At 70.7% G+C, this 23,543-nt stretch carries 22 protein-coding genes and 1 tRNA gene; 5 read left to right on the top strand and 18 right to left on the bottom strand.

All coding sequences use genetic code 11. The annotated features are described in order from the left end of the window. Window positions 1-139: 139 nt before the first annotated feature. The 9 genes from OG246_RS09555 to OG246_RS09515 form a co-directional block, all read right to left on the bottom strand. Window positions 140-454 carry a hypothetical protein gene (locus tag OG246_RS09555; protein ID WP_266458722.1) on the bottom strand — a complete coding sequence of 105 codons (315 nt, stop codon included), beginning with the start codon at window positions 452-454 and terminating at the stop codon, window positions 140-142. After that, on the bottom strand, window positions 438-1,022 hold the full coding sequence (locus tag OG246_RS09550; protein ID WP_266458719.1) for a hypothetical protein: 585 nt from the start codon (window positions 1,020-1,022) through the stop codon (window positions 438-440). The genes OG246_RS09555 and OG246_RS09550 overlap by 17 nt, the downstream gene beginning before the upstream one ends. 152 nt (window positions 1,023-1,174) lie before the next feature. Beyond that, window positions 1,175-1,585 carry a hypothetical protein gene (locus OG246_RS09545; protein ID WP_266458718.1) on the bottom strand — a complete coding sequence of 137 codons (411 nt, stop codon included), beginning with the start codon at window positions 1,583-1,585 and terminating at the stop codon, window positions 1,175-1,177. A gap of 96 nt (window positions 1,586-1,681) precedes the next feature. Beyond that, window positions 1,682-1,888 (bottom strand): hypothetical protein, encoded by a 207-nt coding sequence (locus tag OG246_RS09540; RefSeq protein WP_266458717.1) that lies wholly within the window; start codon window positions 1,886-1,888, stop codon window positions 1,682-1,684. 11 nt (window positions 1,889-1,899) lie between these two features. Beyond that, window positions 1,900-2,136, bottom strand: coding sequence for a hypothetical protein (locus tag OG246_RS09535; RefSeq protein WP_266458715.1), 237 nt, complete (start codon window positions 2,134-2,136; stop codon window positions 1,900-1,902). 230 nt (window positions 2,137-2,366) lie between these two features. Beyond that, entirely contained in the window at window positions 2,367-5,060 is a 2,694-nt protein-coding gene (locus OG246_RS09530) for a hypothetical protein (protein WP_266458713.1), read from the bottom strand. Beyond that, the gene (locus OG246_RS09525) at window positions 5,057-5,311 is read right to left on the bottom strand and encodes a hypothetical protein (protein WP_266458711.1); all 255 of its coding nucleotides are present in this window, start codon (window positions 5,309-5,311) and stop codon (window positions 5,057-5,059) included. Before OG246_RS09525 ends, OG246_RS09530 begins: the two co-directional genes overlap by 4 nt. 186 nt (window positions 5,312-5,497) lie before the next feature. Continuing rightward, a complete protein-coding gene (locus OG246_RS09520; protein ID WP_266458709.1) occupies window positions 5,498-5,845 on the bottom strand; it encodes a helix-turn-helix domain-containing protein in 348 nt (115 codons plus the stop codon). Continuing rightward, complete coding sequence (locus OG246_RS09515; RefSeq protein ID WP_266458706.1) at window positions 5,842-6,081, bottom strand: helix-turn-helix transcriptional regulator; 240 nt, start codon at window positions 6,079-6,081, stop codon at window positions 5,842-5,844. The genes OG246_RS09520 and OG246_RS09515 overlap by 4 nt, the downstream gene beginning before the upstream one ends. A 92-nt stretch (window positions 6,082-6,173) precedes the next feature. On the opposite strand from OG246_RS09515, the gene OG246_RS09510 reads away from it, so the two are divergent. Beyond that, window positions 6,174-6,920: a hypothetical protein gene (locus tag OG246_RS09510; RefSeq protein WP_266458703.1), complete on the top strand. Its 747-nt coding sequence runs from the start codon at window positions 6,174-6,176 to the stop codon at window positions 6,918-6,920. After that, a complete protein-coding gene (locus OG246_RS09505) occupies window positions 6,917-8,425 on the top strand; it encodes a site-specific integrase (RefSeq protein WP_266458700.1) in 1,509 nt (502 codons plus the stop codon). Before OG246_RS09510 ends, OG246_RS09505 begins: the two co-directional genes overlap by 4 nt. Window positions 8,426-8,488: 63 nt before the next feature. On the opposite strand, the gene OG246_RS09500 is transcribed toward OG246_RS09505, so the two are convergent. Beyond that, window positions 8,489-8,579: transfer RNA gene (locus OG246_RS09500), tRNA-Ser, on the bottom strand. Window positions 8,580-8,830: 251 nt separating this feature from the next. Between OG246_RS09500 and OG246_RS09495 the strand changes: the two genes are divergently transcribed. Next, window positions 8,831-9,382 (top strand): SSI family serine proteinase inhibitor, encoded by a 552-nt coding sequence (locus OG246_RS09495; protein ID WP_266458697.1) that lies wholly within the window; start codon window positions 8,831-8,833, stop codon window positions 9,380-9,382. A 320-nt stretch (window positions 9,383-9,702) separates the two neighbouring features. Beyond that, window positions 9,703-13,899 carry a PAS domain-containing protein gene (locus OG246_RS09490; RefSeq protein ID WP_266458687.1) on the top strand — a complete coding sequence of 1,399 codons (4,197 nt, stop codon included), beginning with the start codon at window positions 9,703-9,705 and terminating at the stop codon, window positions 13,897-13,899. A gap of 105 nt (window positions 13,900-14,004) precedes the next feature. Here OG246_RS09490 and OG246_RS09485 read toward each other — a convergent pair whose 3' ends face one another. The 8 genes from OG246_RS09485 to OG246_RS09450 all read right to left on the bottom strand — a co-directional run bounded on the left by OG246_RS09485 (window position 14,005) and on the right by OG246_RS09450 (window position 22,254). Further along, window positions 14,005-15,657 carry a long-chain fatty acid--CoA ligase gene (locus OG246_RS09485; RefSeq protein WP_266458684.1) on the bottom strand — a complete coding sequence of 551 codons (1,653 nt, stop codon included), beginning with the start codon at window positions 15,655-15,657 and terminating at the stop codon, window positions 14,005-14,007. 193 nt (window positions 15,658-15,850) lie between these two features. Then, window positions 15,851-16,405: a SigE family RNA polymerase sigma factor gene (locus OG246_RS09480; RefSeq protein WP_266458681.1), complete on the bottom strand. Its 555-nt coding sequence runs from the start codon at window positions 16,403-16,405 to the stop codon at window positions 15,851-15,853. Window positions 16,406-16,619: 214 nt separating this feature from the next. Next, a complete protein-coding gene (locus OG246_RS09475) occupies window positions 16,620-17,789 on the bottom strand; it encodes a lipid-transfer protein (RefSeq protein WP_266458678.1) in 1,170 nt (389 codons plus the stop codon). Further along, entirely contained in the window at window positions 17,786-18,181 is a 396-nt protein-coding gene (locus OG246_RS09470; RefSeq protein ID WP_266464015.1) for a MaoC family dehydratase, read from the bottom strand. Before OG246_RS09470 ends, OG246_RS09475 begins: the two co-directional genes overlap by 4 nt. A gap of 92 nt (window positions 18,182-18,273) precedes the next feature. After that, entirely contained in the window at window positions 18,274-19,374 is a 1,101-nt protein-coding gene (locus OG246_RS09465) for an acyl-CoA dehydrogenase family protein (protein WP_266458675.1), read from the bottom strand. 1 nt (window position 19,375) lies between these two features. Continuing rightward, window positions 19,376-20,359: a bifunctional MaoC family dehydratase N-terminal/OB-fold nucleic acid binding domain-containing protein gene (locus OG246_RS09460; RefSeq protein WP_266464012.1), complete on the bottom strand. Its 984-nt coding sequence runs from the start codon at window positions 20,357-20,359 to the stop codon at window positions 19,376-19,378. A gap of 44 nt (window positions 20,360-20,403) precedes the next feature. Continuing rightward, a complete protein-coding gene (locus tag OG246_RS09455) occupies window positions 20,404-21,567 on the bottom strand; it encodes an acyl-CoA dehydrogenase family protein (RefSeq protein WP_266458672.1) in 1,164 nt (387 codons plus the stop codon). Between the two features lie 381 nt (window positions 21,568-21,948). Continuing rightward, the gene (locus OG246_RS09450) at window positions 21,949-22,254 is read right to left on the bottom strand and encodes a hypothetical protein (RefSeq protein WP_266458669.1); all 306 of its coding nucleotides are present in this window, start codon (window positions 22,252-22,254) and stop codon (window positions 21,949-21,951) included. A 397-nt stretch (window positions 22,255-22,651) separates the two neighbouring features. Between OG246_RS09450 and OG246_RS09445 the strand changes: the two genes are divergently transcribed. Continuing rightward, window positions 22,652-23,533, top strand: a complete 882-nt coding sequence (locus OG246_RS09445; protein WP_266458667.1) for a bifunctional DNA primase/polymerase — start codon at window positions 22,652-22,654, stop codon at window positions 23,531-23,533. Window positions 23,534-23,543: the final 10 nt, after the last annotated feature.

Raw genomic sequence — 23,543 nt, 5'->3', positions numbered from 1 at the left:
GCCCCGGGCCGGTTTTCCTGCACGGCGCACCGGGCCCTTTCCCAGGACTGCGCGCCCGCCTCGGGGTGTCGGTCCCCGGGAGCGGACAACAACGGCCCGCCCCCGGAGCCACGTCCAGGGGCGGGCCGCTGTGCGCCACCTACCGGGAAACCCGGGAACCAGGCCGCCAGATCACCGCCGTCATCCCCGCCCCATACCGGCGACGGATCGCACGCCGCCAACGCTCGGCCTCACCCGCCACCGGAGGACGCGCTACCACCCTCGCGGCCCGCCGCTCCGCCACGTACTCCTCATGCACCTTCGTGACGTGCTCGGCCTTCAGCGAGGCGTACGCGGCCGACAGCCGGTCGAACTCCGCCTTGTCCCCACGCTTCGCCGCCCGCCGCACCCGCTTCCGCAACGCGGCCAGCTGCTCCTCCCGCTCCTCCACGGTCGGCTCACTCGGCGTCGTCATCGTCGTCCTCCTCATCTGGATCGAACCCGTTCTCCGCCGCGAACCTGCGGAAGTCCACCGTCAGATCAGGCTCCGGCGCCACCGGCGAGGGCCGGGCCGGCGGATCCTCACCCAGCAACTTCGCCTGCGCCGCAGTCAGCGCCGCCACCCTCTGCTCGTGGCTCAACTCCGGCACCGCGTCCAGCGCCGCGCCCAGCGCCTCACCAATCAGCGCACCCTCAAGATCCAGCCGCCGCTCCAGCGTCACCCGCAACGGCTCCACCGCATCGGTACCCGTCGCCTTCGCCATCCGCTCCAACACCCGCAACGCGGCCAGCACAGCCTTCGTATCGCCCTCGCGTGCGGCCGGCCACACCGCCGCCAACAAGGCGTCTGCGCGCTCCTGCGCGAGCAGCGCGGCATCCATCCGCACCGCCTCGCCGATGCTGTCGCGCACCTCGGCGAGGACCTGGCTCACACGCTGCTGCGAGATGCCATGCTCGGCCGCGATCGCCTCCTGGGTGGCACCCCCGACATACGCAGTCCAGATCTTCCCGTCCCGCCCGTCGAGCCGCTCCGTCTCCGCCACAGGGACCACCTCCTACCTAGTGAAATCTTGTGCTCTACGCATTCGTACGAGTTCCGGGAACCAGCCAAGCCCGGCCGTCCGGAGACGACCAGGCCGATGGGATCCTGAGGGTGGCCGGGCCCGATGACCGCGGGCCCGGCCGTCTGCGGAGGTCAGGCGGATGCCGGAGCACCGACCGCCCACGGATCGTTCGGCTCCGCAGCCCGCTCCGCCTGCTCGATCACCTCGGCGAGATCAGAGAGTTCGGCGGCCAGCCGGTAGACCGGGGCCAGGTTCATGCCGACCGGCGTCTCCGCGTGGCGGAAGAAGTAGGCCAGCCAGCCCTGTACGGCGTCCCGGAACACGACGGGGCTTCCCTGCTGCTCGCCGCTGTCGAGGCGCCGGAGGGCAGTCTCCGTCTCCGCCAGGATCTTCAACTCCTCGATGTTGAGGGTCTCTTCCTCCCTGGCGTAGAAGAGGTCAGTGTCGAGGCCCTCGATCATGCTGTGGATGACGCTGTCCCACAGAGCGGTGATCCGGGTGGCGGTGAAGTCGTCCACGCCGGTGATGGTCTTGCGGTGCATGGTGATTCTCCTTCGGGTTGGCCAGCCGCCGGGTGACGGCCGGAAGTCTGGGGTGCCTCGCGCGCGGGACAGGTGGAACCGGATGCGCGGCACGGCTCACGGCGGGGTCGTGGCTTCGATGCGCTCCCTGACCTTCGTCAGCGCGTCGAGGAGTTCGAGGTGGTTCTCGTCGGTGCGGGTCCAGCCGCCGAGGCCGACAACGACGTGCAGCAGGACGTCGTGTTGGCTGGCTCCGGCGAGCCAGAGGGCGCGCGCATCCTGGCCGAGCAGGTCGAGGCGGGGGGTGAGGCTGCTGGCGGGCATGCGGTGCCCCCTCACCGGCGGAAGGTGTCGGGCACGTGGCCCGCGAGGGCGCGCACCACGTCGGGCGTAGAGGGCAGCGCGCCGACCAGGACCGGGCATCCGGCGTCGTGGTGGACGGTGACGTGCACCAAGCCGGTGTCGTCGGTGCGGGTGCCGGTCTCGCTGTTGCAGTGGCCGCACCGGTACGCGGCAGCGAGGGCGTTGGGGTCGACGTCGCCGACGAGGTAGTCGGTGTGCTCGGGGTCCATGGGGCTCCTGCTTCCGTAGCAGCCTGTTGTGACTGTCTGTGGTGTCGGAACTCTGGGTGTCGGAACCCGAAGGTTCCGACAGCGGTTCGCGGAGCGACCTGGGCTTTCGCGTACCGCGTGAGTCTCAACTCGATTGTTTTGTCTTGTAATGTCCGAATCTGCGGAGAGGTGCTGTCGGAACTTTGGTTCCGACGGTTCCGACGTTCCGACAGCACCGTCAGTGACTGCGTCTACTCCGGGGCAGTCGAACCCGCAGTCAGGGCAGCTCCATCCGCCAGCGCCACCAGCCAGCCCTGTTCGCACCCGTAGCTGAGCGCCGCCGACCACAGGGATTCCGTCGCTCCGGAAGCCCTGTACCTGGCACGGTCCTTCGTCGCCACACACGACCTGTTGACGTCCCGCGCTGGCACCTCGCCGCCCTGGCGGGCGAGGTAGCGGTGCGCTCTCTTGGCGACGTTGACTACGGACGGGTGTGTGCCGTTGACGACCTCGAACACCGCTGCCTGAGACTCCGCGGCAGTCAGCACTGCCTCGGCCCGGCGCGCGTCCGCCTCGGCACGCGTCCGCCGCTGCGCCGCGTCCTGGACGCGGTCGCGGACGTTCCTGGACGTCTGCCACATCACGCTGGCCATGTCCCAGTCCTCGCCCGTGACGGTCGTTCGCCCGTGCAGGAGGGCGACGAGCGCCGCGCATTTCAGGCGCCACAGTGGCTCGTGCGTGTCGAGGGGGAACGCGGCGCCACGCCCGAAGGAGATCTCCAGCGCGAGGGCGTCGAGTTCTTCGGTGACGTGCTCGGGCACTTTGATCGTGATGTTGCGGAGGTAGGCCACCCATGTGGTGACGGGGGTCTCGGATCTGTCTCGGGCGGTGACGGTGACGGGTCCCGTAGTGGCCGGCCGCTGCTTCGGGGTGTCGGGGCCGAGGGTGGCGTGCGCCCAGGCGAGGCGCTGCGGGAGGCCGATGGACCCCATCTCCAGCAGTTTCGCCGCGGGTTCCTCCTGCACGCCGAGCGACATGGACAGGGTGTACGCGTCCTCGGGTAGGGCTCTGCGGCGCTCGACCTCGGCGTTCGAGGTGCCTTGCCGTTCGCTCATCCACGCCTTGCACAGGACGCCATTGAGGGAGGCGGCGGCGGACATCTGCGCCATGGCGTCGAGGACGCTGCCTTCGGTGGCGAGGGCGTAGCCGCGGGTCCTCTTCTGCACCAGGACCTTCTTCTTCCCGTTGTCGTCCTCGGGGTCGGTCTCCAGGTCGAGGTAGGCGGAGATGAGTCCCTGCCCGGTGGAGATGTCGATGTACGCGAGGTCGATGCTCGGGAACGGGGTGAGTTCCTTGGCCGCCTTTTCGGCCTGGCCTTTGCCGGCGCCGGATGGTCCGAACAGTCCGCAGTACCAACCGATGGTTGCTGGCTGGTGGATGCCGCTGTCTACGCGGACGGTGGGGTCGGCCATGGATGCGGTGCGGGCGAGCACCGCATGAAGGACCGCATCCGGGGAGGTGCGGCGGGCCTGGGCCATCTGACGGATCTGACGGAGTACGGCCGTGGCACTCCAGAAGGTTTCGGGGAGCCGGTCTGTGGGGCCGCTGGACTGCTCGCCGGGTTCCTCCGAGGGTTCGTCCTGCGGTCCGTCCCATGGGTCGTCTGCGATCAGTGCGCGAAGGCTCGCCTCGGTATCGCGCTCGTGTGGCCCGTCCGGCATGCACCGCCGCTGCACCTCGGCGAGGACCGTCACGGGCAGGCGACTGGCGGCGCCTCGGGTCTGTCGTCCGGCCGCCGCCCGCATGATGTCGCGCGCTGCCTCCGAGGTGTTCCCCGCGTAGTGGAGGTGCGACCACAGGGTGCCGATCGTGAGCTTCCGCCCCGACGGGAGCTGACCGACCGGCAGGTCCGAGCGCTCGGACCAGTTCACCGCGACGTGGTCATTGCACTTCAGGCTGTACGCACTGCTCGGCGCATCACCGCCTGCGGTGGGGCGAAGCCACTGCTCCCACCCGCCGCTGTGCCTGGCGTACGTCCAGCCCTCGGGTTCGAGAATCTCCCGGAACGTCAGCATGTCGGCGAGGACGTCGAGCGGTCCGTCACCGGTGTGCAGGCCGGCAGGCCGCTCGCTCCGCGGCGGGGCCAAAGGCTCACCCTTCCGCTGCGCCTTACGTTCCTGCTTCTCCCGGTCCGCCCGCTCCAGAACTTCCAACGCTGGGGGCGCGTGCTCCGTGATGAGCGCAGCCAGCTCGGCAAGGTCGTACAGGACACCGCTGCTCGGGCCGATCTTGGCCATGCGCTCGGGACAGTTCGGCTTGCGGTTGACGGTGCCCGGGAGCTTCATCAGTCGGTCGAGGTTTCCGACCTCGGTGTCCCACGACCACCCATACTGGTAGGCCTGCGCGCCGAGGATCGCCTGTACGCCGACGGTCAGATCCTTGACCCGCGCCCGGTCGTCGTCGCTCTCGATGATGAACGCCCCGTCGAGCAGCCACACGGGGTTGTAGCCGCCACCCGATTCGGTCCACCCGGTGGGTTCGGGAAGCGGCGACTCGGCAACCACCTTGACGATCGCCTCGGCGTCCGGAGGTGCGGGCAAGTCGTCTGGGCCCGGCTTGTGGCCGAGGGTCCCGTGATCCCCGTCCGCCCACAGGTGAGTAAGGCCATGGGTCGCCGCCTCCCCGCCGCGCCCCTCCGGCGGCCGTGTGGCCACGGTGGTGGACTGGAAGTAGATGCCCTCCGGCTTGCGGCGGTCGAGTCTCACGGCGTACTTCACCGCCGCTGCTCGGCCTTCGTCGGTGGTGGGGAAGAAGTCGTAGACCAGCTTCCCCTTGCCGACGGCGGCGGCGATGCTGAGCTGCCCGGCCACGTGGCGGAACACGGTGTCGAGCCACGCCCGGATCGCTTCCGGGTCTGCGGTCAGCGGCGGCTGCTCGTCGTTCACTCGGAGGCTTCCTTCTTGTTCTTCGCGGCCTGCTCGGCGATGGCGAGCAGGTCAGCGACCCATCTCCGGGCGCAGGCGCGGACGGCCCGCGGGGAGGGCTGCTCGTCGAGGTGGGCGCGGATGCTGTCGAGCACGAGGGAGCGCCGTGCGCGTTCGCGGTGGTACTGCGCGAGCAGCTGCTCGCGGTCTCGCTCGTCGGATTCCCTGGCCGCCGTGGTGGCCAGGGGTCCGGCGGCGGTGCGGCCTGTCACTCGTCGGCCCTCGCTGGGACCGCGGGCGCGCTGTCGGCCCGATGTGTCACCATGGCCACGGCGTTGTTCCGTTCTGTGAGTACGAGCCCCGGGTCGCTGGCGAGCGATGTGCCCGGGGTTTCGTCGTGTCTGGGATGGGCTGGCGTCAGGCCCCTGTCTGGACGGCAATCCAGATGGGGGCCGCTCTCACGCGCCCCGGAGAGGGCGGATCACCGCCGATTCCACAGGGGTACAACCGCATGAGGCATGCGGTGTGCTGGCTGTGACCTGCGGGTATTCGATGTGCTGGCACTGTGATGGCACGGCAGGGCTGACCTGCAAGGCAGGCTCCGAGGGGTACAGAAGGTCGACCAGATCGCGGGTCGGGATCTTCAGCTTCCGGCCGAGCGGGAGCACCCGCGTCGCGGTCCACTCGCCGCGCCGGATCAAGGCGTAGATCGTGTCCTTGTGAACGTCCAAGATCGACGCCATGGTCGGCACGTCCGTCGTCGGGCCGAGCGCCTCGACGGCTTCCCGCGTCCATGCGGCCGTCATGCCAACTCCCGCATGGCGCTGATGGCTTCGGCGTACCTGTCGAGCAGCGTGCCCCGAGGCGTGCGACGCCCGGATTCCCACAGCCCGACCGCCTGCGCCGTGACTCCGACGGCGGAGCCGACCTGCGCGAGTGTCAGGCCGGCCGCTTCACGGACAGCCTTTCGCTCGGCGGGCGCCGGGAGCTCCGGGCGCACCTGTCGGAAGGAGCGGATTCTCTCCGCAACCGTTTCGGTCATGTAGACAGCTTGCAGCCCTGATGACTTGCGTGTCAAGCATGTCTGCAAGCTGCGTTGTTGACTTGCCGTTTCGTGGCTGCGAGCATGCAGACGTGACGAATAAGAAGGACGCCAAGCAGGGCAAAGTGGTGCAGCTTGGCACCGCATATGACCACTCGCCACAGGTCACGACCGAGGTGCAGGCGACGGATGACCCTGACGTCTTCTCCTTCGCGTGCACGCCTCCCGCCGGCGACTGGTCAGCATCCGGGACCGTCCGGCGCGCCCCCAACGGGCTGATCATCGACAGCCTGGAGATCCGCCCCGGCGAGCCAACGCTGAGCGGCGTGACCGGGAACCTCCTGCGCCGGGTGCCGGTGGGCGTGATCCTCAACCACGTGCGCGCCGATGCCGCCCGTCTGTCGCAGCCGGAGCGGGAGGCGGCACCGCAGGCCGAGCGAGCGCCACGCCGCGGCGGGCGAGCAGCCCTCAGTGACGACCTGCTGCGCCGCGTTGCCGTGGCCTACCTGGGGGAGACCCGGCCCGACAAGCCGGCCGGTGCGCTGCAGCGCCTCGCCACTGAGTTCGGCCGACCTGAGGGCACGGTCCGGACATGGCTTGCCCGGGCCCGCACCGATGGCTGGCTCGGCCCCAGCGTGAAGGGCCGCGCCGGCGCCGAGCCTGGCCCGCTCCTGCGGGATCTCACCGCAGCCGAATACACCCGCATCTACTCAGCACAGACGACGCTCGAAGATCAGGCCCGCATCGTTGCGGGCGCAACCGGGGTGAGTCTCGACGAGGCGCGCCAGGACGTCTACGGCCGCGCCGGTGTCGAGCCGCCAGAGGGGGACGAAGGATGAAGCCGTACAAGGCATGCTCGTGCCGAGACTCGGAAACAAAACGGCTCCTCGGCAAGCAGTGCCCGGACATCAGCAAAAAGGGACACGGCGGCTGGTACGCCCGCTACGAAGCCCCGAAGTCCGCCGGAGGGAAGCGCCGCCAACCGCGCATCGGCCCGTACGACACGGAGCGCGAGTGCAAACAGGAGCTGGGCAGGGTGCTCGGCACGGCCGCGAACCCGAAGGCGCACGACGAACGGAAGACCACGCTCGGCCAGTACCTCGAACGCCGGTACACGTGGCGGACGTCGGAGGCCGAGACCGGCGAGGGCCTGAAGAAGAGCACGCTCGACAGCGAGCGCGAGGCCATCGACCTCTACCTGAATCCCGGCCTCGGTCACATCAAGGTCGTGGACCTGGACGACGAGCACATCCGCGAGCTGTACGCCGCGATGCGGAAGATCAACCGGCCCGACGAGCGGACCGAGCGGACCGAGGTCCTGCGCCGGCTGCAGGAAGTCCGGGCAGTGCGAGACGGGAAGCGGCTGCACAGTCGGCCCATCTCGGAGTCGCGCATCCGGCGCGTACACGCGGTGCTGCACGGGGCTCTCGCGGACGCACAGAAGCTGTCGAAGATCCGGACAGACAACCCGGCTGACGGGGTCTGGCGGTCGAAGGGCGGGAAGCGCAAGCAGGGCCGCGCGAAACCCCTGCTGTGGACGGCCGAGCGGGTCGAGCAGTGGGAGAAGACCGGGGCCATCCCAGCGAAGGTCATGGTGTGGTCGTCCGACCAGTGCGGCGCGTTCCTCGACTTCGCCGAGGCCTCCGAGGAGCGGCTGTATCCGGCGTTCCATCTGGACGCGTACTACGGGCCGCGCCGCGGCGAGCTGGTCGGCGCCGAGGAGCAGGACCTGAGCCTTGAGCGCCGGCGCCTGCACGTCCTACAAGCGCAGTCGGACGACGAGCTCGACGACACCAAGACCGAGGCCGGGTACCGACAGATCCCGCTCGACGCTGAGACGGTCCGCGTCCTGCGGGCCTGGCACAAGCGGAAGCTCGAAGAGCGGATGAAGTGGGGCGAGGCCTACCAGGATGCGGGCCGCGTCTTCTGCTACGAGGACGGCACGGCGCTGAAGCCGGAGTACCTGTCGAGCCGCTTCAAGATTCTGCTTGAGCGGTACGCCAACATCCGCGCGAAGGCCGCGGAGAAGTGGTCAGTCGAGCGGATCGCTCGCAAGTTCCGGACGTCCGAGGCGGCCGTCGAGGTGGCGCTCAGGCTGACGCTGCCGCCCATCCGCTTCCATGATCTGCGTCACGGCGCGGCGACGATGCTGATCGCTGCCGGAGTCGACGACAAGTTCGTGTCGGAGGTGCTCGGCCACGCTTCGGTGTCCTTCACGAAGGACGTGTACGCGGTCGTCGCCGAGGAGTTGTCGGAGGACGCCACGCGCCGGATCGCCGCCTTCATCCCGCGCCAGAATCGCCTTTCGGCGGTTGGTGCCAGCAACGTGCCATCAGGGGGCTGAACGTGGCTCTGAACGCAAACCAGGGAGCCCATGCCGTGAGGCACGAACTCCCTGGTCAAAGTGCGGAGGCGGAGGGATTTGAACCCTCGATGGGCTTGAAGGCCCAAACCGCATTAGCAGTGCGGCGCCATAGACCGGACTAGGCGACGCCTCCAGCACAACCACCCGCGCGAGCGCGAGTGGTGCGTGCAGATGATGACACAGCCGAGCGGGCTGTCACCAATCGCCTCCCACGGTACTAGGCGTGCAGGCCGCAGAGCAAAGTCGAGATGTGGCGGGAGCGGACGGAGGGCATGGGCTGCCGGAAGAGGGCGAGAGGGGCCGTAGGAGAGATGAGAGCGGACCTGGGGCAGGAGTGACTGGAACTGCTCGCAACCGCACGGGGTACGTGGCGTTAGTCAGGTCATGTTGCATCGCCTTGTTCTCACCTTCGCCGCGTCCGCCGCCGCGCTGTCCGCCGTACCCGCCGTGGCAGCCACCGCGCTGCCGGCCACCGCACTGCCCGCCACGACCGTCGGGTCCCCCACGAACCTCGGGTCGGTCTCGAACCTCGGGTCGGTCTCGAACCTCGGGTCGGTCTCGACCTCCGGCCTGGCCCTGATGCCCCCGCCCGCTCGCGACGAGGACTCCCGGGATCGGCTGACCGTGACCGTCCACGACTCGGGGAGTGGTGCGGACGGGACGTACGAGCTTCGGTGTCATCCCGACGGTGGCAGTCATCCCGATGTGAGTGGGGCATGCGGTGCGCTCGACCGGGGAGCGCGGTGGGGCAAGGATCCGTTCGCCCCGGTTTCGCCGGGCACCATGTGCACGATGCAGTACGGCGGTCCGGCCACCGCGCATGTCACGGGGACGTGGGCGGGGCGACCCGTCGACGCCAGATTCGACCGTGTGGACGGGTGCCAGATCTCGCGGTGGAACGCGCTCGCACCTCTCCTTCCCGACCTTCGGTCATAGCCGAGGCAGGAGCGATGCCGAGCTCTGCCGAGCGGGGCCGGAGTGGGGCAAGAGCGAGGCGGGCTCGAGACAGGGCGAGGCAGGCTCGGGACAGGGCGGAGCCACGGTGACATCATGGTTCCGCAGGGGGGCGAAGGGGACGAAATGCGCGGTCACGGCTTCTGCGTGGTTTCTGCCTAGGTTCTACGTGCGACCTCCCTCTCATCCGGCGTCGCGAGCGCAACCTCTGCCCGTAGACTCCCTCGCGTGACACGCTGCGGGACGGTTGGCAAGATGGCATCCGCGGTCGGCAAGGTGCGGTAACAGGGAGGAAGCGTCTCGTGAGCAGCAGGCCATCCCGAGGCGCTGCTCGCCTCGCAGCCATACTGGACGCGCTGCCCGATGCGTTGGTGCTGGTCAACGCCAATGGGACCGTCGTCAACGCGAACACCATCGCCCTGGAGGCCTTCGAGGCCCCGGGCACAGCGCTGGTGGGACGCGGACTGCTCGATCTGCTGCCCGAGTTCGACTCGCGGCTCATCCCCGGAAGCATGCGGCGGCCCGAGACGGTCGACCCGAGCGGGCGGACCAAGCCGGCCCGGATGATCGCACGGCGTACCGACGGCAGTGAGTTCCCTGTCGAAGTCACCAGTGCGAATCTCGAGAACGGCCAGCAGGCCTACGACAGCTACGGCCCCGCCAACGACGAGCTGCTCATGCTGGTCGTACGCGATCTGTCGGGCGCCGTCGACACCGAGGCCGAACTCGCGCGTTCGCAACGGCAGACCGAGATGATCCTGCGGGCCGCGGCCGAGGGCGTCGTGGGAACGGACACGGACGGGCGGGTCGTTCTCGTCAACCCGGCGGCCGCTCAGATACTGGGATACCGGGCCAGTGATCTGGGTGGGCAGGAACTGCACTCCCTCATCCTTCATTCGCGCGCGGACGGCGAGCCCTTCGGGTACGAGGAGTCGCCGCTCGCCGACACCCTGCGCTCCGGGCGCAAGCACCGGGTGCGCGGGCAGGTGCTGTGGTCCAAGTCCGGGGACAAGGTGTCGGTCGATCTGACGACCGCGCCGGTGCGCGACGGGGACCAGCTCGTCGGCGCCGTGATGACGTTCACCGACCGGCGGCCGTACGACACCCTCGCCGAGGAGAAGGACAAGGCCGAGGAGCGCCACGAGCAGGAGCTCGCGCGAGCCGCCGAGGAGCACGACAAGGAACTCGCCGGGCTGCGTGAGCGGCATGCCGCCGAGCTCGCCGAACTGCGCGAGCAGCACGAGGAGGAACTCGCCGCGGGCGACGAGCGGTACGCCTCGCTCGGGGAGCGTGAGAAGGACCGGTACGAGGCCCTCGCCGCCCGGCACGAGCAGTTGCTCGCCGTGCTCTCGCTGTCCCTGCGCGGGCCCCTCGACCAGCTGCGCGGCGAACTGTCCAAGCTCGCCGCCGACGACGCCGGGCAGCTGTGGCCCGAGGCCAACCAGGTCCTCCACCACCTCGCCGCCGGCTATTCGCGGATCACGACTCTCGTCGACAACGTGCTCGGCTACCAGCGGCTCGACTCCGGGGCCGAGGAGATCTCCCGTACGAACGTGATGCTCGACGCGGTCGTCGCGGCCGGTGTCGAAGGCGCCGTCGAACTGATCGGGCCCGGACGCGTGCAGTTCGCCGTACACGCGCCGCCCATCGAGGCCGAGGTCGACCCGCAGCGGCTGGCGAACGCGCTCGCGCATCTCATCGCGGACGTCGCCGGAGTCGACGCCACCGGCAACGCGCCCGTGTCCGCGGGCGGTTACATGGACAACACCGTCGTCGTGGCGGCGGCGCAGCGCGGTGAGGTCGTACGCATCGAGGTGCGCGGGCCGTACGCCGGGGGAGACCCGGTGCATGAGCCGATCGTGCGCGGGACGGTGCGCGCGCACGGCGGAGTGCTGCAGACGCACGAGGTGCCGGGAATGAGCGGCAGCGCGTTCGTGCTGGAGGTGCCGATCGGCGGTGGGGCCGGTGCGGTCCCGGCCGGCGCTGTGACCGGCTCCGAGCTCGCCCTTCCCGAGCCGGCCTCCCCCCAGGGCGGCGGCAGGCGGCGGGCCCGGCGGTCCTCCGTGGACGCCTTCCTGGAGAGCGAGGTCGCGGGGGAGACCGACCCGGCCCCCGGCGGCGACTCTGTCACTGCTCCTGCCGACGGCTCCGCTGCGCCCACCGGGCGTCGGCGGCGGCGTACGGCGGAGGAGCGGGCGGCCGGCTCGGCCGACGAGGTCGCGGTTCCGGTGCAGGGGACGGGAGTCGAGGGCTCCGGCGACGGTGGGGCCTCCGGCTCCGGTGGTACCGGGCGGCGGCGCGGGCGGCCGAGCCCGGTCGAGGGCTCGACCGACAAGGTCGCCGGTGGTGCGGCCGGCGGCGCCTCCGAGGGCGCGGTCGTCATGGCGGGCGAGCATGCGGGGACCGCGGCCGCGGGTACGGGGCTGGGTGGGACGGTGCCTCCGCAGGGGGTGCCGGTGTCCGCGCAGGGAGTGCCCGTGCCTTCCGGGCGGCGCGCGCGGCAGGGCGGCGAACAGCACGCGCTGCCTCCGGCGTTGCCCGCGGCTCCGAGTGCGCCCGGCACGCAGAACGCGGTGAGCGCGCAGGGGACTGCCGACGCCGGTGTCTCCGCGGACGGGGCGCCGTCGGCCGGACGGCGTCGGCGTGCGCTGGCCGCCTCGGCCGAGCGTGCCGCCACTCAGGACGCGGGCGCCCGTACGGTGTTCGCTCTGCCGCCCGCGGAGGCGGACCGCTCCCCCGAGTACATCGAGGCTCAGCAGCAGGCCCAGCAGCGCCTCCAGCAGGCCGAAGCCGCCGGAGTCCCGCACGGCCAGACCGACGACGGCCGCCACGACACGATGCTGCACGACCCGGCCGACGATCACACCCCGCCCCAGCCGCACCCCGTTTCCAGCCCGACGGGACGGCGGCGCGCGGTACGGACTCCGGTGCAGCAGGGTGCGGCGGGGACACCCGCGCAAGGGGTTCCGGCACAGGGAGTTCCTGCGCAGGCGGTTCCGGCACAGGCGGTTCCGGGCGCGGCCCCCGCCGGGCAGCCCGTACCCGCGTCGGCCGCTGCCGCCGCCACGGCCCAGCCCATCGCCACTCCGGCACCGGCACCGTGGCCCGGCAACACCGAGACCCCCGCAGGCGGCGTCCCCGCCCCGCAGCCCTGGCCGAACGCCAACCCGAACGCGAACCCGAACGCCCAAGACGCACCCGGCGCCGGGACCCCGGTACAACCCGGACCGGCACCGGCGCAGCCCGGAACACCGGCTCAAGCCGCGCCGAGCACCACCGGCACCCCGAGCACCGCCCTCCCGCCCGAGCGCCCCGCCCAGCCGCGCGTCGCTCAGCCGCTGCCCGCCGAGGCCGCGGCCCCTGTCGACCCCAACTCGACGCAGGCCCGCGGCATCAGCGTGCGGACGCTCGGTCAGGGCGTACCGTTCGGCCGCCAGCCCGCCCCGAACCAGCCGCAGGCCCCCCAGGCGAAGGCGCAGGCACAGCCTCAGTCGCCGACGCCTCCCCCGCACCAGACCAACGGCGGCGGCCGTCGTCGCAAGCTCGGCACACCCCCCGAGCCGACCGCCGAGCGCCCGGAGACGGCGGCCCGGCCGCACCCGCAGGGCGGGCAGGCCCCCGGGTCGCGGCTGGCCGGAGCCACCGATGGCGCCGGACGGTCCTATGCCATAGGGGCCCCGGACGAGAACGCCGACGAAGGCCCCGAGCCGCTCGACGGTCCCGGCGGTGCCGTCGAGGTCGCCGACCAGCCGCGTCTGCAGCCGATGGACGACGAACTGCCGCCGGAGCCGCTGGACAACCCGCGGCGCCTGCTCGTGTGGCCCGCGCCGGACGTCATGACCCAGCAGGCGCTGAGCGACCGCGGCTACCGGCCCGTGATCGTGCACTCGCGCGAGGAGGTCGACTCGCAGATCGCCGCCTTCCCGGCCGCGCTCTTCGTCGACCCGCTGACCGGGCCGATCACGCGCACGGCGCTCCAGTCGCTGCGTCAGGCCGCTGTCGCCGCCGAGGTGCCCGTCCTGGTGACGGCGGGACTCGGGCAGGCGACGCGCGAGGCGGCGTACGGCGCCGATCCCGCCGTACTCCTGAAGGCCTTGGCGCCTCGGGACTCGGAGCAGCACCCGCCGCGCGTGCTGCTCATCGAGGAGCACGCGGAGATCTCGCTCGCGCTCACGGCGACGCTGGAACGGCGCGGGATGCAGGTCGCGCGGGCGTCGACCGACGCGGACGCGGTGACACTGGCCTCGCAGATGCGGCCGAACCTGGTGGTGATGGACCTGATGCAGGTACGCCGCCGCCAGGCTGGGATCGTCGACTGGCTGCGTGCGAACGGGCAGTTGAACCGCACGCCGCTCGTCGTCTACACCGCCGCCGTCGACCAGGCCGAGCTGCCGCGGCTGGCCTCGGGGGAGTCGGTCCTGTTCCTGGCGGAGCGCTCGACGAGCGCCGAGGTGCAGGAGCGGATCGTGGACCTGCTGGCGCGGATCGGCACGAACTGACCGACCTGCCGCGCCGGGCACGCATCGGGGCGCGAACTGACGTCGTACATACGGGGCTTGGGCGGTGTTTCACGTGAAACACCGCCCAAGCCCCGTATACGAGCCCTAGATCTGTGTGACGTCCAGTTCACCCGCGGCGTACTGCCTGCGCAGCACCTTCTTGTCGAACTTGCCGACGCTCGTCTTCGGGACCGACTCGATGATCGTCCAGCGCTCGGGGAGCTGCCACTTGGCGATCTTTCCCTCGCTGGCGAGGAAGGCGCGGAGGGTGTCGAAGTCGGCGGTGGCGCCTTCCCTGAGGACGACAGTGGCGAGGGGGCGCTCGCCCCACTTGTCGTCGGGGACGGCTACGACGGCGGCCTCGGCGACGTCCGGGTGGGACATCAGCGCGTTCTCCAGGTCGACCGAAGAGATCCACTCGCCGCCCGACTTGATGACGTCCTTGGCGCGGTCGGTGAGGGTCAGGAAGCCGTCGGCGCTGATCGTGCCGACGTCGCCCGTCTTGAGCCAGCCGTCCTCGCTGAACTTGTCCGCGGGGCGCTGGGGTTCTGCGCCCGGGCCGCCGTAGTACGCGCCCGCGATCCAGGGGCCGCGGACCTCCAGTTCGCCGGCGGACTCGCCGTCCCAGGGGAGGCGTTCGCCGCCGGGGCCGGTGAGGCGGGCCTCGACGCCTGCCGGGAAACGGCCCTGCGTCAGCCGGTACGCGAACTCCGCGTCCGTGCCCACGGCATGGGCGGGCGCCCGGGCGATCGTGCCCAGCGGCGACGTCTCCGTCATGCCCCAGGCGTGACAGACCCGCATCCCCAGCTTGTCGAAGGCCTCCATGAGCGAGGGCGGACAGGCGGAGCCACCGATGGTGACCTGGGTGAGGGAGGAGACGTCGCGCGGCTTGGCGGTCAGTTCGCCGAGCAGGCCCTGCCAGATGGTGGGGACGGCCGCTGCGTGCGTCGGCCTCTCGCTCTCGATCATCTCGGCGAGCGGCGCGGGCTGGAGGAAGCGGTCCGGCATGAGCATGTTGATGCCGGTCATGAAGGTCGCGTGCGGCAGACCCCAGGCGTTGACATGAAACTGCGGAACGACGACGAGGGTTGTGTCCTGGTCGGTGAGGCCCATCGACTGGGCCATGTTGACCTGCATGGAGTGCAGGTAGATGGAACGGTGCGAGTAGACGACGCCCTTGGGGTCGCCCGTCGTGCCGGAGGTGTAGCACATGGCCGCGGCCGTACGCTCGTCCAGCTGGGGCCAGTCGTAGGTCGTCGGCCTGCCCGCGATGAGCTCCTCGTACTCGTGCACCCGCGCGGTCGCCCCGTCGAGCAGCGAGCGGTCACCGGGCCCCGAGATCACGACGTGCTCGACCGTCGGCAGATGGGGGAGGAGCGGCGCGAGCAGCGGAAGCAGCGAGCCGTTGGCGATGATCACGCGGTCGGCGGCGTGGTTGACGATGTAGGCGAGCTGCTCCGCGGGGAGGCGGAGGTTGAGCGTGTGCAGGACCGCGCCCATGGAGGGGATCGCGAAGTACGCCTCCACGTGCTCGGCGTTGTTCCACATCAGCGTCCCCGTCGCATGCCCCTCTTCTACTCCGAGGTCACGCAGGGCGTGCGCGAGCTGCGCGGCTCGGGCACCGATCTCGGCGTAGGAACGGCGCTGCGGCTCTCCCTCGCCGGTCCAGGTGATCACCTGTGACGTTCCGTGGATGGCCGACCCATGGGTCAGGATCCTCGAGATCAGCAGCGGTACGTCCTGCATCGTGCTCAGCACGGCGTTCCTCCCGGGGGCGACATTGCCTACGCGGTGGTAAGGGTTGGGCTGATTCTGCGCACATACCGCGTGGTATGTCACTAGTACCCGGGATGATCGATCAGGCCGTGGTGATCTTTCGGAGGTCCAGAGGGCAGGCAATCGGGACGGATGTCGAGGAGGAAGGCCGACGCCGTCCCGGGATCCGGGGTCGCTACCGGACGGGCTCCAGCTCAGGGTCCTCCCGCAGCTTGCCCAGCGCCCTCGACACCGCCGACTTCACCGTCCCGACGGAGACACCGAGCACCTCCGCCGTCTGCACCTCGCTCAGGTCTTCGTAGTACCGCAGGACGACCATCGCCCGCTGCCGCGCCGGCAGTTTCATGATCGCCCGCCACATCGCGTCGTGCAGCGCCTGCTGCTCGGCGGGGTCCCCGACGGGCGCCCCCTCCGGCTCCGGCAGCTCTTCGCAGGCGAACTCGTCGACCTTGCGCTTGCGCCACTGCGACGTCCGCGTGTTCAGCAGCGCCCGCCGTACGTAACCGTCGAGGGCCCGGTGGTCCTCGATCCGCTCCCACGCGACATACGTCTTGGTGAGTGCGGTCTGCAACAGGTCCTCGGCATCGCACGGGTTCGCGGTCAGCGACCGGGCGGTACGCAGCAGCACCGGCTGGCGGGCCTTCACGTACGACGCGAACGACGGGTAAGGCGCGTACGGAAGGGTCCGCGTCGCGGCGTTCGAAGCGCTGGTGCAGACGGGTGTGGTCATGGCTCCACGCTAGGATCGAGCCCTACTCTCGCGGATCGGCCGCAGGTCCCGAAGCGTTGTCCGCCTCAGGTTGTAGGAGGGGGGTTGCCCCCACCTCCTGAAGGTGGACGAGCGGGTCCTGCGCCCTGAGGGTTCACCCCTGAGAGACGAGTACGACGGTAGTACGCGGGGCAGTGCCGGTCTCCGCGAGTCACCTCCGCCGAAGCCGGGCGTTCTAGGGCCTGTCCGCCCCCAGGATCAACCCCGACGTGGGAACCCCGGTACCCGCGGTAACTAGGGTGTGGCGGGCGCCCGGTATCTGGTTCACGGCGGTGCCCCGCAGCTGTCGTACCGCTTCCGCCACTCCGTTCATCCCGTGCAGATACGCCTCCCCGAGCTGTCCCCCGTGCGTGTTGAGGGGCAGCCGCTCCTCGGCGACGAAGTCCGCGGCCTGCCCCGGTGCGCAGAACCCGAACTCCTCCAGCTGCATCAGCACGAACGGCGTGAAGTGGTCGTAGAGAATCCCGACGTCGATGTCCGCCGGCGCCAGCCCGGCCGTCCGCCACAGTTGGCGTGCCACTACCCCCATCTCCGGCAGCCCTGACAGGTCGTCCCGGTAGAAGCTGGTCATCTGCTCCTGTGCGCGGCCGGCGCCCTGGGCGGCGGCCGCGATCACCGCGGGGGGATGGGACAGATCGCGGGCCCGCTCCACGGAGGTGACCACCAGCGCCTGGCCGCCGTCCGTCTCCTGGCAGCAGTCGAGCAGCCGCAGCGGCTCCACGATCCACCGCGAGGCCGCGTGCTCGTCGAGCGTGATCGGTCTGCCGTGGAAGTAGGCCGCCGGGTTCGTCGCCGCGTACTTCCGGTCCACCACGGCGACATGGCCGAACGCTTCCGGCGTCAGCCCGTACGTGTGCAGATACCGCTGGGCCGCCATCGCCACCCAGGACGCGGGCGTGAGCAGCCCGAACGGGAGGGCCCACCCGAGCGCCGCCCCCTCCGCCGACGGCTCCCGCTGCTGCACCCCGGAACCGAATCTCCGCCCCGACCGCTCGTTGAACGCCCGGTAGCAGACCACCACTTCGGCCACCCCGGTCGCCACCGCGAGCGCCGCCTGCTGGACGGTCGCGCAGGCCGCCCCGCCTCCGTAGTGGACGCGTGAGAAGAAGGACAGCTCCCCCATTCCGGCCGCCTGGGCGACGGTGATCTCCGGGCTGGTGTCCATCGTGAACGTGACCATCCCGTCCACGTCCCCGGGCGTGAGCCCCGCGTCGTCGAGCGCGGCCCGCACCGCCTCCACGGCCAGCCGCAGCTCGCTGCGCCCGGAGTCCTTGGAGAACTCGGTGGCCCCGATCCCGACGATCGCCGCCCGCCCGCCGAGGGTGTCCCGCGTCCGTACGCTCATGAGGTCTCCCCGGGCGGAAGGGTGACCGTCACCGTCCCGGTCACATGTCTGCCGATGCCGTTCGCCCCGACGACCCGCACCGTCGCCGTGCCGCCCGCGATCCCCTCGACCGAGCCGGTCAACACCATCGTGTCGCCGGGGTAGTTGGGCGCTCCGAGCCGTATGGCCACCTTGCGCAGGACCGCGTCCGGGCCGAAGTGGTCGGTGATGTACCGACCGACCAGGCCGTTGGTGGTCAGGATGTTCATGAAGATGTCCGGGGAGCCCTTCTGCCGCGCCAGCTCCGCGTCGTGGTGCACGTCCTGGTAGTCCCGGGACGCGATCGCCCCGGCCACGATCAGCGTGCGCGTGACCTCGATCTCCAGCGGTGGCAGCGCGTCGCCGACCCTCACCTCGTCGGCCCTCATGTCATCCGCCCCCTCATCTGCGCCCTTCGCATCTCCGGCGCCCGCTCTCACTCCTCCGGCCCACGCACCCCCGGCCCTCATGCCTCCCCCTCCCCTCTCACGATCAACTCCCCCAGTTCCTGGAGTACTTCGCTCCCGCATCCCAGATACGCGTCCAGCTGCCTCCCCCACAGGAAGTGCCGGTGCACGGGATGCTCCAGGTCGGCCCCCGTCCCGCCGTGCAGATGCTGACCCGCGTGCACCACCCGGCGGCCCGCCTCCGACGCCCACCAGGCGGCGGTCAGTGCGTGTGTCGCGTACGGCAGCCCCTCGTCGCGACGCCAGGCCGCCTCGTACGCCGTCACCCGTATCGCCTCGGTGTCCATGTACGCGTCGGCTGCCCGGAGTTGGACCCCCTGTTTGGCGGCGAGCGGCCGCCCGAACTGCTCGCGCGCGTTGGTGTGCTCCACGGCTCGGGCCAGCGAGCCCGCGCACACCCCGGCCTGCAGCCCCGCGAAGGCGGTCCTCGCGGTGGCCAGTACGTCGTCGTACGTGGCCAGTACGTCGTCGTACGCACCCCCGGAGATCGCCTCCCCCGCCGTGCCGCCGGAGGACTCCTCCCCCGCTGCGCCGCCGAGCCGCTCGGCCGGCGTCCCGTCCAGCGTCAGCCGCCCCGCCGACCAGGGTGCCGTCAGCTCCACCGGCTCGCACGTCGCATCGGCGGTCCGCACCAGCCACAGCCGGCGCCGGTCGTCCGCGACGAGCACATGGGTGGCGTCCCGCAACCAGGGGACTACAGGGACGATGCCGCTCAACTGCCCCTGGGATCCGGCCCGTACGGCACCCGGCGCGGAAATCGCCCCGCTCACCACCACCGTCCCGTCCCCGATCCCCGGCAGCAGCCCCTCCCGCTGCTCCGGTGAACCGTGGGCCGCCACCGCCAGCAGCCCGTAGACACAACTCGCCGCGAACGGCACCCGGGCCGTGGTGCGCCCCTGCTCCTCCAGAAGGAGCACCAGGCCGAGCAGCCCTATGTCCGTCACGGCCGTCACGAGCCCGGCCGCGCACAGCGCCTTCCACAACTCGGCGTCGCTGCCGGTCCCGGCCGCGGCGAGCCGCTCGTGCGTGGAGAGGTCGCCGAAGATCCGCGCGGCCAGGTCACGGGCGGCCGCCTGCTCCTCCGTGGGCGTGAAGTCCATGTCAGCCTCCACCACCCTCGCCGGTCCCACCGGGCCGGAAGACCGGCAGCTCCAACTCCTCGTCGTACCGCTGGAATTCGAGCCGTACGGGCATCCCGATCCGCACCTTGTCGTACGGCACCCCGACCACGTTGCTCACCATCCGCACGCCCTCGGACAGCTCGACCAGGCCGACCGCATAGGGAGGGTCGAAGGCAGGGAAGGGCGGGTGGTGCATGACGACGTACGAGTAGACCGTGCCGTCCCCGCTCGCCTCGACCGTGTCCCACTCCAGGCAGCCGCACGCGTTGCACCCCGGCAGCCAGGGAAACCGCAGCACCCCGCAGCCGGCGCACCGCTGGATCAGCAGCTGGTGCCGGGCCACGCCCTCCCAGAACCCGGCGTTGTCCCGGTTGATCACCGGCCGTGGCCTTCTGCCCTTGGGATTCGATCTGTCCTTGGGACTCGGCTGCTCCGTCCGCCTGTCCTTGGGACTCGACTGCTCGGCCCGCTTCCTCTGCGCCGGTGCGTACTTGAGGATCCGGAACCGGTGGGTCCCCGCGAGCTCCCCGCCCGCCCTCACATCCATCCGAGTCGTGACGAAGTACCCCGTCCCCAGCTTGGTGGTCTTGCGCCCGGAGACCGACTCGATCAGCGCGTCGAAGGTGATCTCGTCCCCGGGGCGCAGCGGGCGCAGATACTCCTGCTCGCAGTCGGTGGCGACCACCGAGGTGTACCCCGCGCCGTCGAGGAGCGCGAACAGCTCGTCGTACGCCTCCGAACGGCCCGTGTGCCCGGAGAGGCCGCCCATCGTCCACACCTGGAGCATGGTGGGCGGCGCCATGGCGTCCGGCCCCGCGTACGCCGGATTGGTGTCGCCCATCGCCTCGCACCAGTGCCGGATCATCGGCTCGTTGACCGGGTCCTTGCCCACGCCCGCGACGGTGGCCGCACGCCCTTCGTACGCCTTGAGCTGCTCCTCGTACGCCGGCGACGGCACCGCCATCTCGTAGCTCTCGCCGTTCTCAGCGCTGTGGTCGCTCTCGTCGCTCACCGCCGCCCCCTCCGCATCCCGAGCCGCATCGTCGCCACGATCTCCCGCTGCACCTCGCTCACCCCGCCCCCGAACGTGTTGATCTGCGCCGCCCTGTTCATCCGCTCCAGCTCGCCGTCCCCGAACGCCCCCGGTGAACCGGAGCGGACCAGGGCGTCCGCTCCGACAATTTGCTGACATATTCGGTACACCGCGACCGCCGATTCGGTTCCCACCACTTTCACGCCGCTCGCATCGCCCGGGGCCAGCCGGCCCGCCCCCACATCCCCCACCAAACGCCAGTTGAGCAGGCGTGATGCCGCCATCAGGGCATGCGCCTCGGCCAGCTGAAAATGCACCCACGGCTCGTCAACCCGACGCCGACCGGTCACTGGATCGGGTGTGCGGGCGGCCTTCAGCGCGGCCGCGTAGAAGTCCTCGGCCTGCATGCCGATCGCGGCGAGCGCGACCCGCTCGTGGTTGAGCTGGTTGGTGATGAGCCCCCAGCCGCCGTTCTCCTCGCCGATGAGGTTCGCGGCGGGGACGCGGATCCCGTCGTAGTACGTGGCCGTGGTCGTCTGCCCGCCCACCGTCTCGATCGGCGTCCACGAGAAGCCGGGCGCCTGAGTGGGCACGAGGATGATGGAGATGCCCTGGTGTTTGGGCGCGTCCGGGTCGGTGCGGCAGGCGAGCCAGATCCAGTCGGCGTTCTGGGCGTTGGAGGTGAAGATCTTCTGCCCGTCGATCACCCAGTGCCCGCCCTCGCGCACTGCGCGCGTACGGAGCGAGGCCAGATCCGTCCCCGCCGAAGGCTCCGAGTAACCGATCGCGAAGACGAGGTCACCGCTCAGGATGCGCGGCAGGAAGAAGTCCTTCTGTTCCTCGCTCCCGTACTTCATGAGTGTCGGCCCGACGGTGTTCAGCGTGACCATCGACACGGGCGCGCCGGCTCGGTACGCCTCGTCGAAGAACACGAACTGCTCGTCCGCGCCGCGTCCTTGGCCGCCGTACGCGACGGGCCAGCCGAGCCCGAGCATCCCGTCGGCGCCGATACGGCGCAGCAGCGCGCGCCGGCTCCCGGGGTCGTCCTCGGGTGGTGGACCGTCGGGCATCAGGTCCCGGAAGTACGTACGGAGCTCGGCGCGCAGCCGTTGCTGGCGCTCGGTGGGGGCGAGGTGCACGGCGGCGGCCCTCCCGGACCTCGTACGAACAAGGGTTTCTGACTGTCCGTCAGACAATGCCGACTGTCAAGGTCACCGGAGCCCCGCACCGGAGCCGTCGCCGGACACACCCAAGTCCCCCCTCCGGACTCGCCCGAGCCGCTTCGCCGGACGCATCCAAGCACCCTCGCCGGACTCGCCTGGGCAGCCTCGCCGGACTCCCTCAAGCACCTGGGCAGGCGCGCGTGAACAACCTCAAGCACCCGGGCACGCGCGCGCGTAGACCCACGAAAACGCCTGCGCGACGGCACCGAAGCACCGCCGCGCAGACGTGTTACCACCCCACAGAGCACAGCCCCCCACGGGAGTTCCCGGGCCGATGAGAGCGCATCGGCCCCCGGCTCACCAGAGGTTGGTGAAGTTGACGACGTTGTTCGACTGGTCGATGGCCGTGAACGCGGAACCGTTCACCTGGGCCGTGTTGCTCTGGTTCGAGGCGCCGGAGCCGACCGCCTGCTGCTGTGTGGTGGACGAGTTTCCGAAGTTGTCACCACCGACTCCGCTGCCGCTGACGGTCGCCACCGCCGCGTTCGATCCGTCGTCCGCGAAGGCGCCGTTGTCTGCCGCCGCGACACCCGTGAAGAGGGTGGCCGCGAGGGGCAGGGCCGCGACGGCGGCGAGGACGCGGGCGGTACGGATGCTTGCCATGTGAATTCCTCCAGAAGAACCAGATGTACGCACCGGCGTGAACCGGGAAGTACGGCTTGTCCCAAGGCAGTTGGCCGACCGCCTCGGTGATGTGCACGACGTCGCGACTCCAGAGTTGCCCACCGAATCCCCGGCGAACCACCCCGGAAGCACGCATTCCCCCTGAAGCGTGAGGACAAGTCGATAAACGCCTTTCGCGACCTTCCGCCCGTCATCTCCGACTCGAAGCCGCAGGTCAAGGCCGGGGAGCGGGTTCGGATGGCAGGCGCCGCAAGGGATGAAGCGTTCCGGCACATTTTCGGCCAATCTCTCCCGCAACCTCCGAAACGCCCACCGCCGCCTCCGCGCCCTGCCGAACCCTCTTCCTTTTTTCGAACACTCGTACGAACATAGAGGCATGGCCACCACCACCGACCGGCAGGCCACGACCATGGCCCTGGCCCACGCACTGTCCGCCGCCGAGCGCGGCCTCGCAGTCATCCCGCTGTCCCGTACGAAGCTCCCCGCACTGCGCTCCCCCCACCGAACCGACCCCGCCGGCCTGCCCGTCTGCCACGGCGAGTGCGGCCGCTTCGGGCACGGCGTGTACGACGCCTCGACCGACCCTCGCCGTATCCGCGCGCTCTTCGCGGCCGCCCCCTGGGCCACCGGCTACGGCATCGCCTGTGGTCTGCCGCCGTACCACCTGATCGGCATCGACCTCGACACCAAGTCCGGTACGGAGTCGTCAGCGGCTCTGCGCGAACTGGCCCTGCGGCACCTGTTCACCATCCCGGAGACCGTGGTCATCCTCACCCCGAGCGGCGGCCGCCACCTGTGGCTGAGCGGCCCGCCGGACGTGGCCGTCCCCAACTCGGCGAGCCGACTGGCTCCCGGCATCGACGTCCGCGGCGCCGGCGGCTATCTCGTCGGCCCCGGATCCCGTACCGAACACGGCGCCTACAGCACCGCCCCGGGCACCGCCCACTTTGCTCCCGCACCCTGCCCGCCGGCCCTGCTGCGGCTGCTCCTGCCGCCACCGCGGCACGCCAAGCCGACGGCCTCGACACCGGATGACGTCCACGGGCAGGGCCAGGGCCTGATCCAGTTCGTCCTGGCGGCCCACTCGGGCCAGCGCAACACCCGCCTCTTCTGGGCCGCCTGCCGCGCCTACGAGAACGGCATCGGCCCCGCCCTGACCCCCGCCCTGATCGACGCGGCCGTCCACACCGGCCTCACACTCCGCGAGGCCCGCTCGACGGTGGCTTCGGCAGCGCGGATGACGGGGAACCGGCACTGACGAGGAACCG

Source organism: Streptomyces sp. NBC_00620 (assembly GCF_026341825.1).
Classification (GTDB): Bacteria; Actinomycetota; Actinomycetes; order Streptomycetales; family Streptomycetaceae; genus Streptomyces.
Note: the sequence above shows the minus strand (reverse complement) of the source record. Positions and strands in the feature narration are given on the sequence as shown.

Coding starts and splice junctions, on each gene's coding strand:
- OG246_RS09555 (WP_266458722.1), bottom strand. CDS start 454: ATGACGACGCCGAGTGAGCCGACCGTGGAGGAGCGGGAGGAGCAGCTG.
- OG246_RS09545 (WP_266458718.1), bottom strand. CDS start 1,585: ATGCACCGCAAGACCATCACCGGCGTGGACGACTTCACCGCCACCCGG.
- OG246_RS09540 (WP_266458717.1), bottom strand. CDS start 1,888: ATGCCCGCCAGCAGCCTCACCCCCCGCCTCGACCTGCTCGGCCAGGAT.
- OG246_RS09535 (WP_266458715.1), bottom strand. CDS start 2,136: ATGGACCCCGAGCACACCGACTACCTCGTCGGCGACGTCGACCCCAAC.
- OG246_RS09520 (WP_266458709.1), bottom strand. CDS start 5,845: ATGACGGCCGCATGGACGCGGGAAGCCGTCGAGGCGCTCGGCCCGACG.
- OG246_RS09515 (WP_266458706.1), bottom strand. CDS start 6,081: ATGACCGAAACGGTTGCGGAGAGAATCCGCTCCTTCCGACAGGTGCGC.
- OG246_RS09505 (WP_266458700.1), top strand. CDS start 6,917: ATGAAGCCGTACAAGGCATGCTCGTGCCGAGACTCGGAAACAAAACGG.
- OG246_RS09495 (WP_266458697.1), top strand. CDS start 8,831: ATGTTGCATCGCCTTGTTCTCACCTTCGCCGCGTCCGCCGCCGCGCTG.
- OG246_RS09480 (WP_266458681.1), bottom strand. CDS start 16,405: ATGACCACACCCGTCTGCACCAGCGCTTCGAACGCCGCGACGCGGACC.
- OG246_RS09475 (WP_266458678.1), bottom strand. CDS start 17,789: ATGAGCGTACGGACGCGGGACACCCTCGGCGGGCGGGCGGCGATCGTC.
- OG246_RS09465 (WP_266458675.1), bottom strand. CDS start 19,374: ATGGACTTCACGCCCACGGAGGAGCAGGCGGCCGCCCGTGACCTGGCC.
- OG246_RS09460 (WP_266464012.1), bottom strand. CDS start 20,359: ATGGCGGTGCCGTCGCCGGCGTACGAGGAGCAGCTCAAGGCGTACGAA.
- OG246_RS09450 (WP_266458669.1), bottom strand. CDS start 22,254: ATGGCAAGCATCCGTACCGCCCGCGTCCTCGCCGCCGTCGCGGCCCTG.
- OG246_RS09445 (WP_266458667.1), top strand. CDS start 22,652: ATGGCCACCACCACCGACCGGCAGGCCACGACCATGGCCCTGGCCCAC.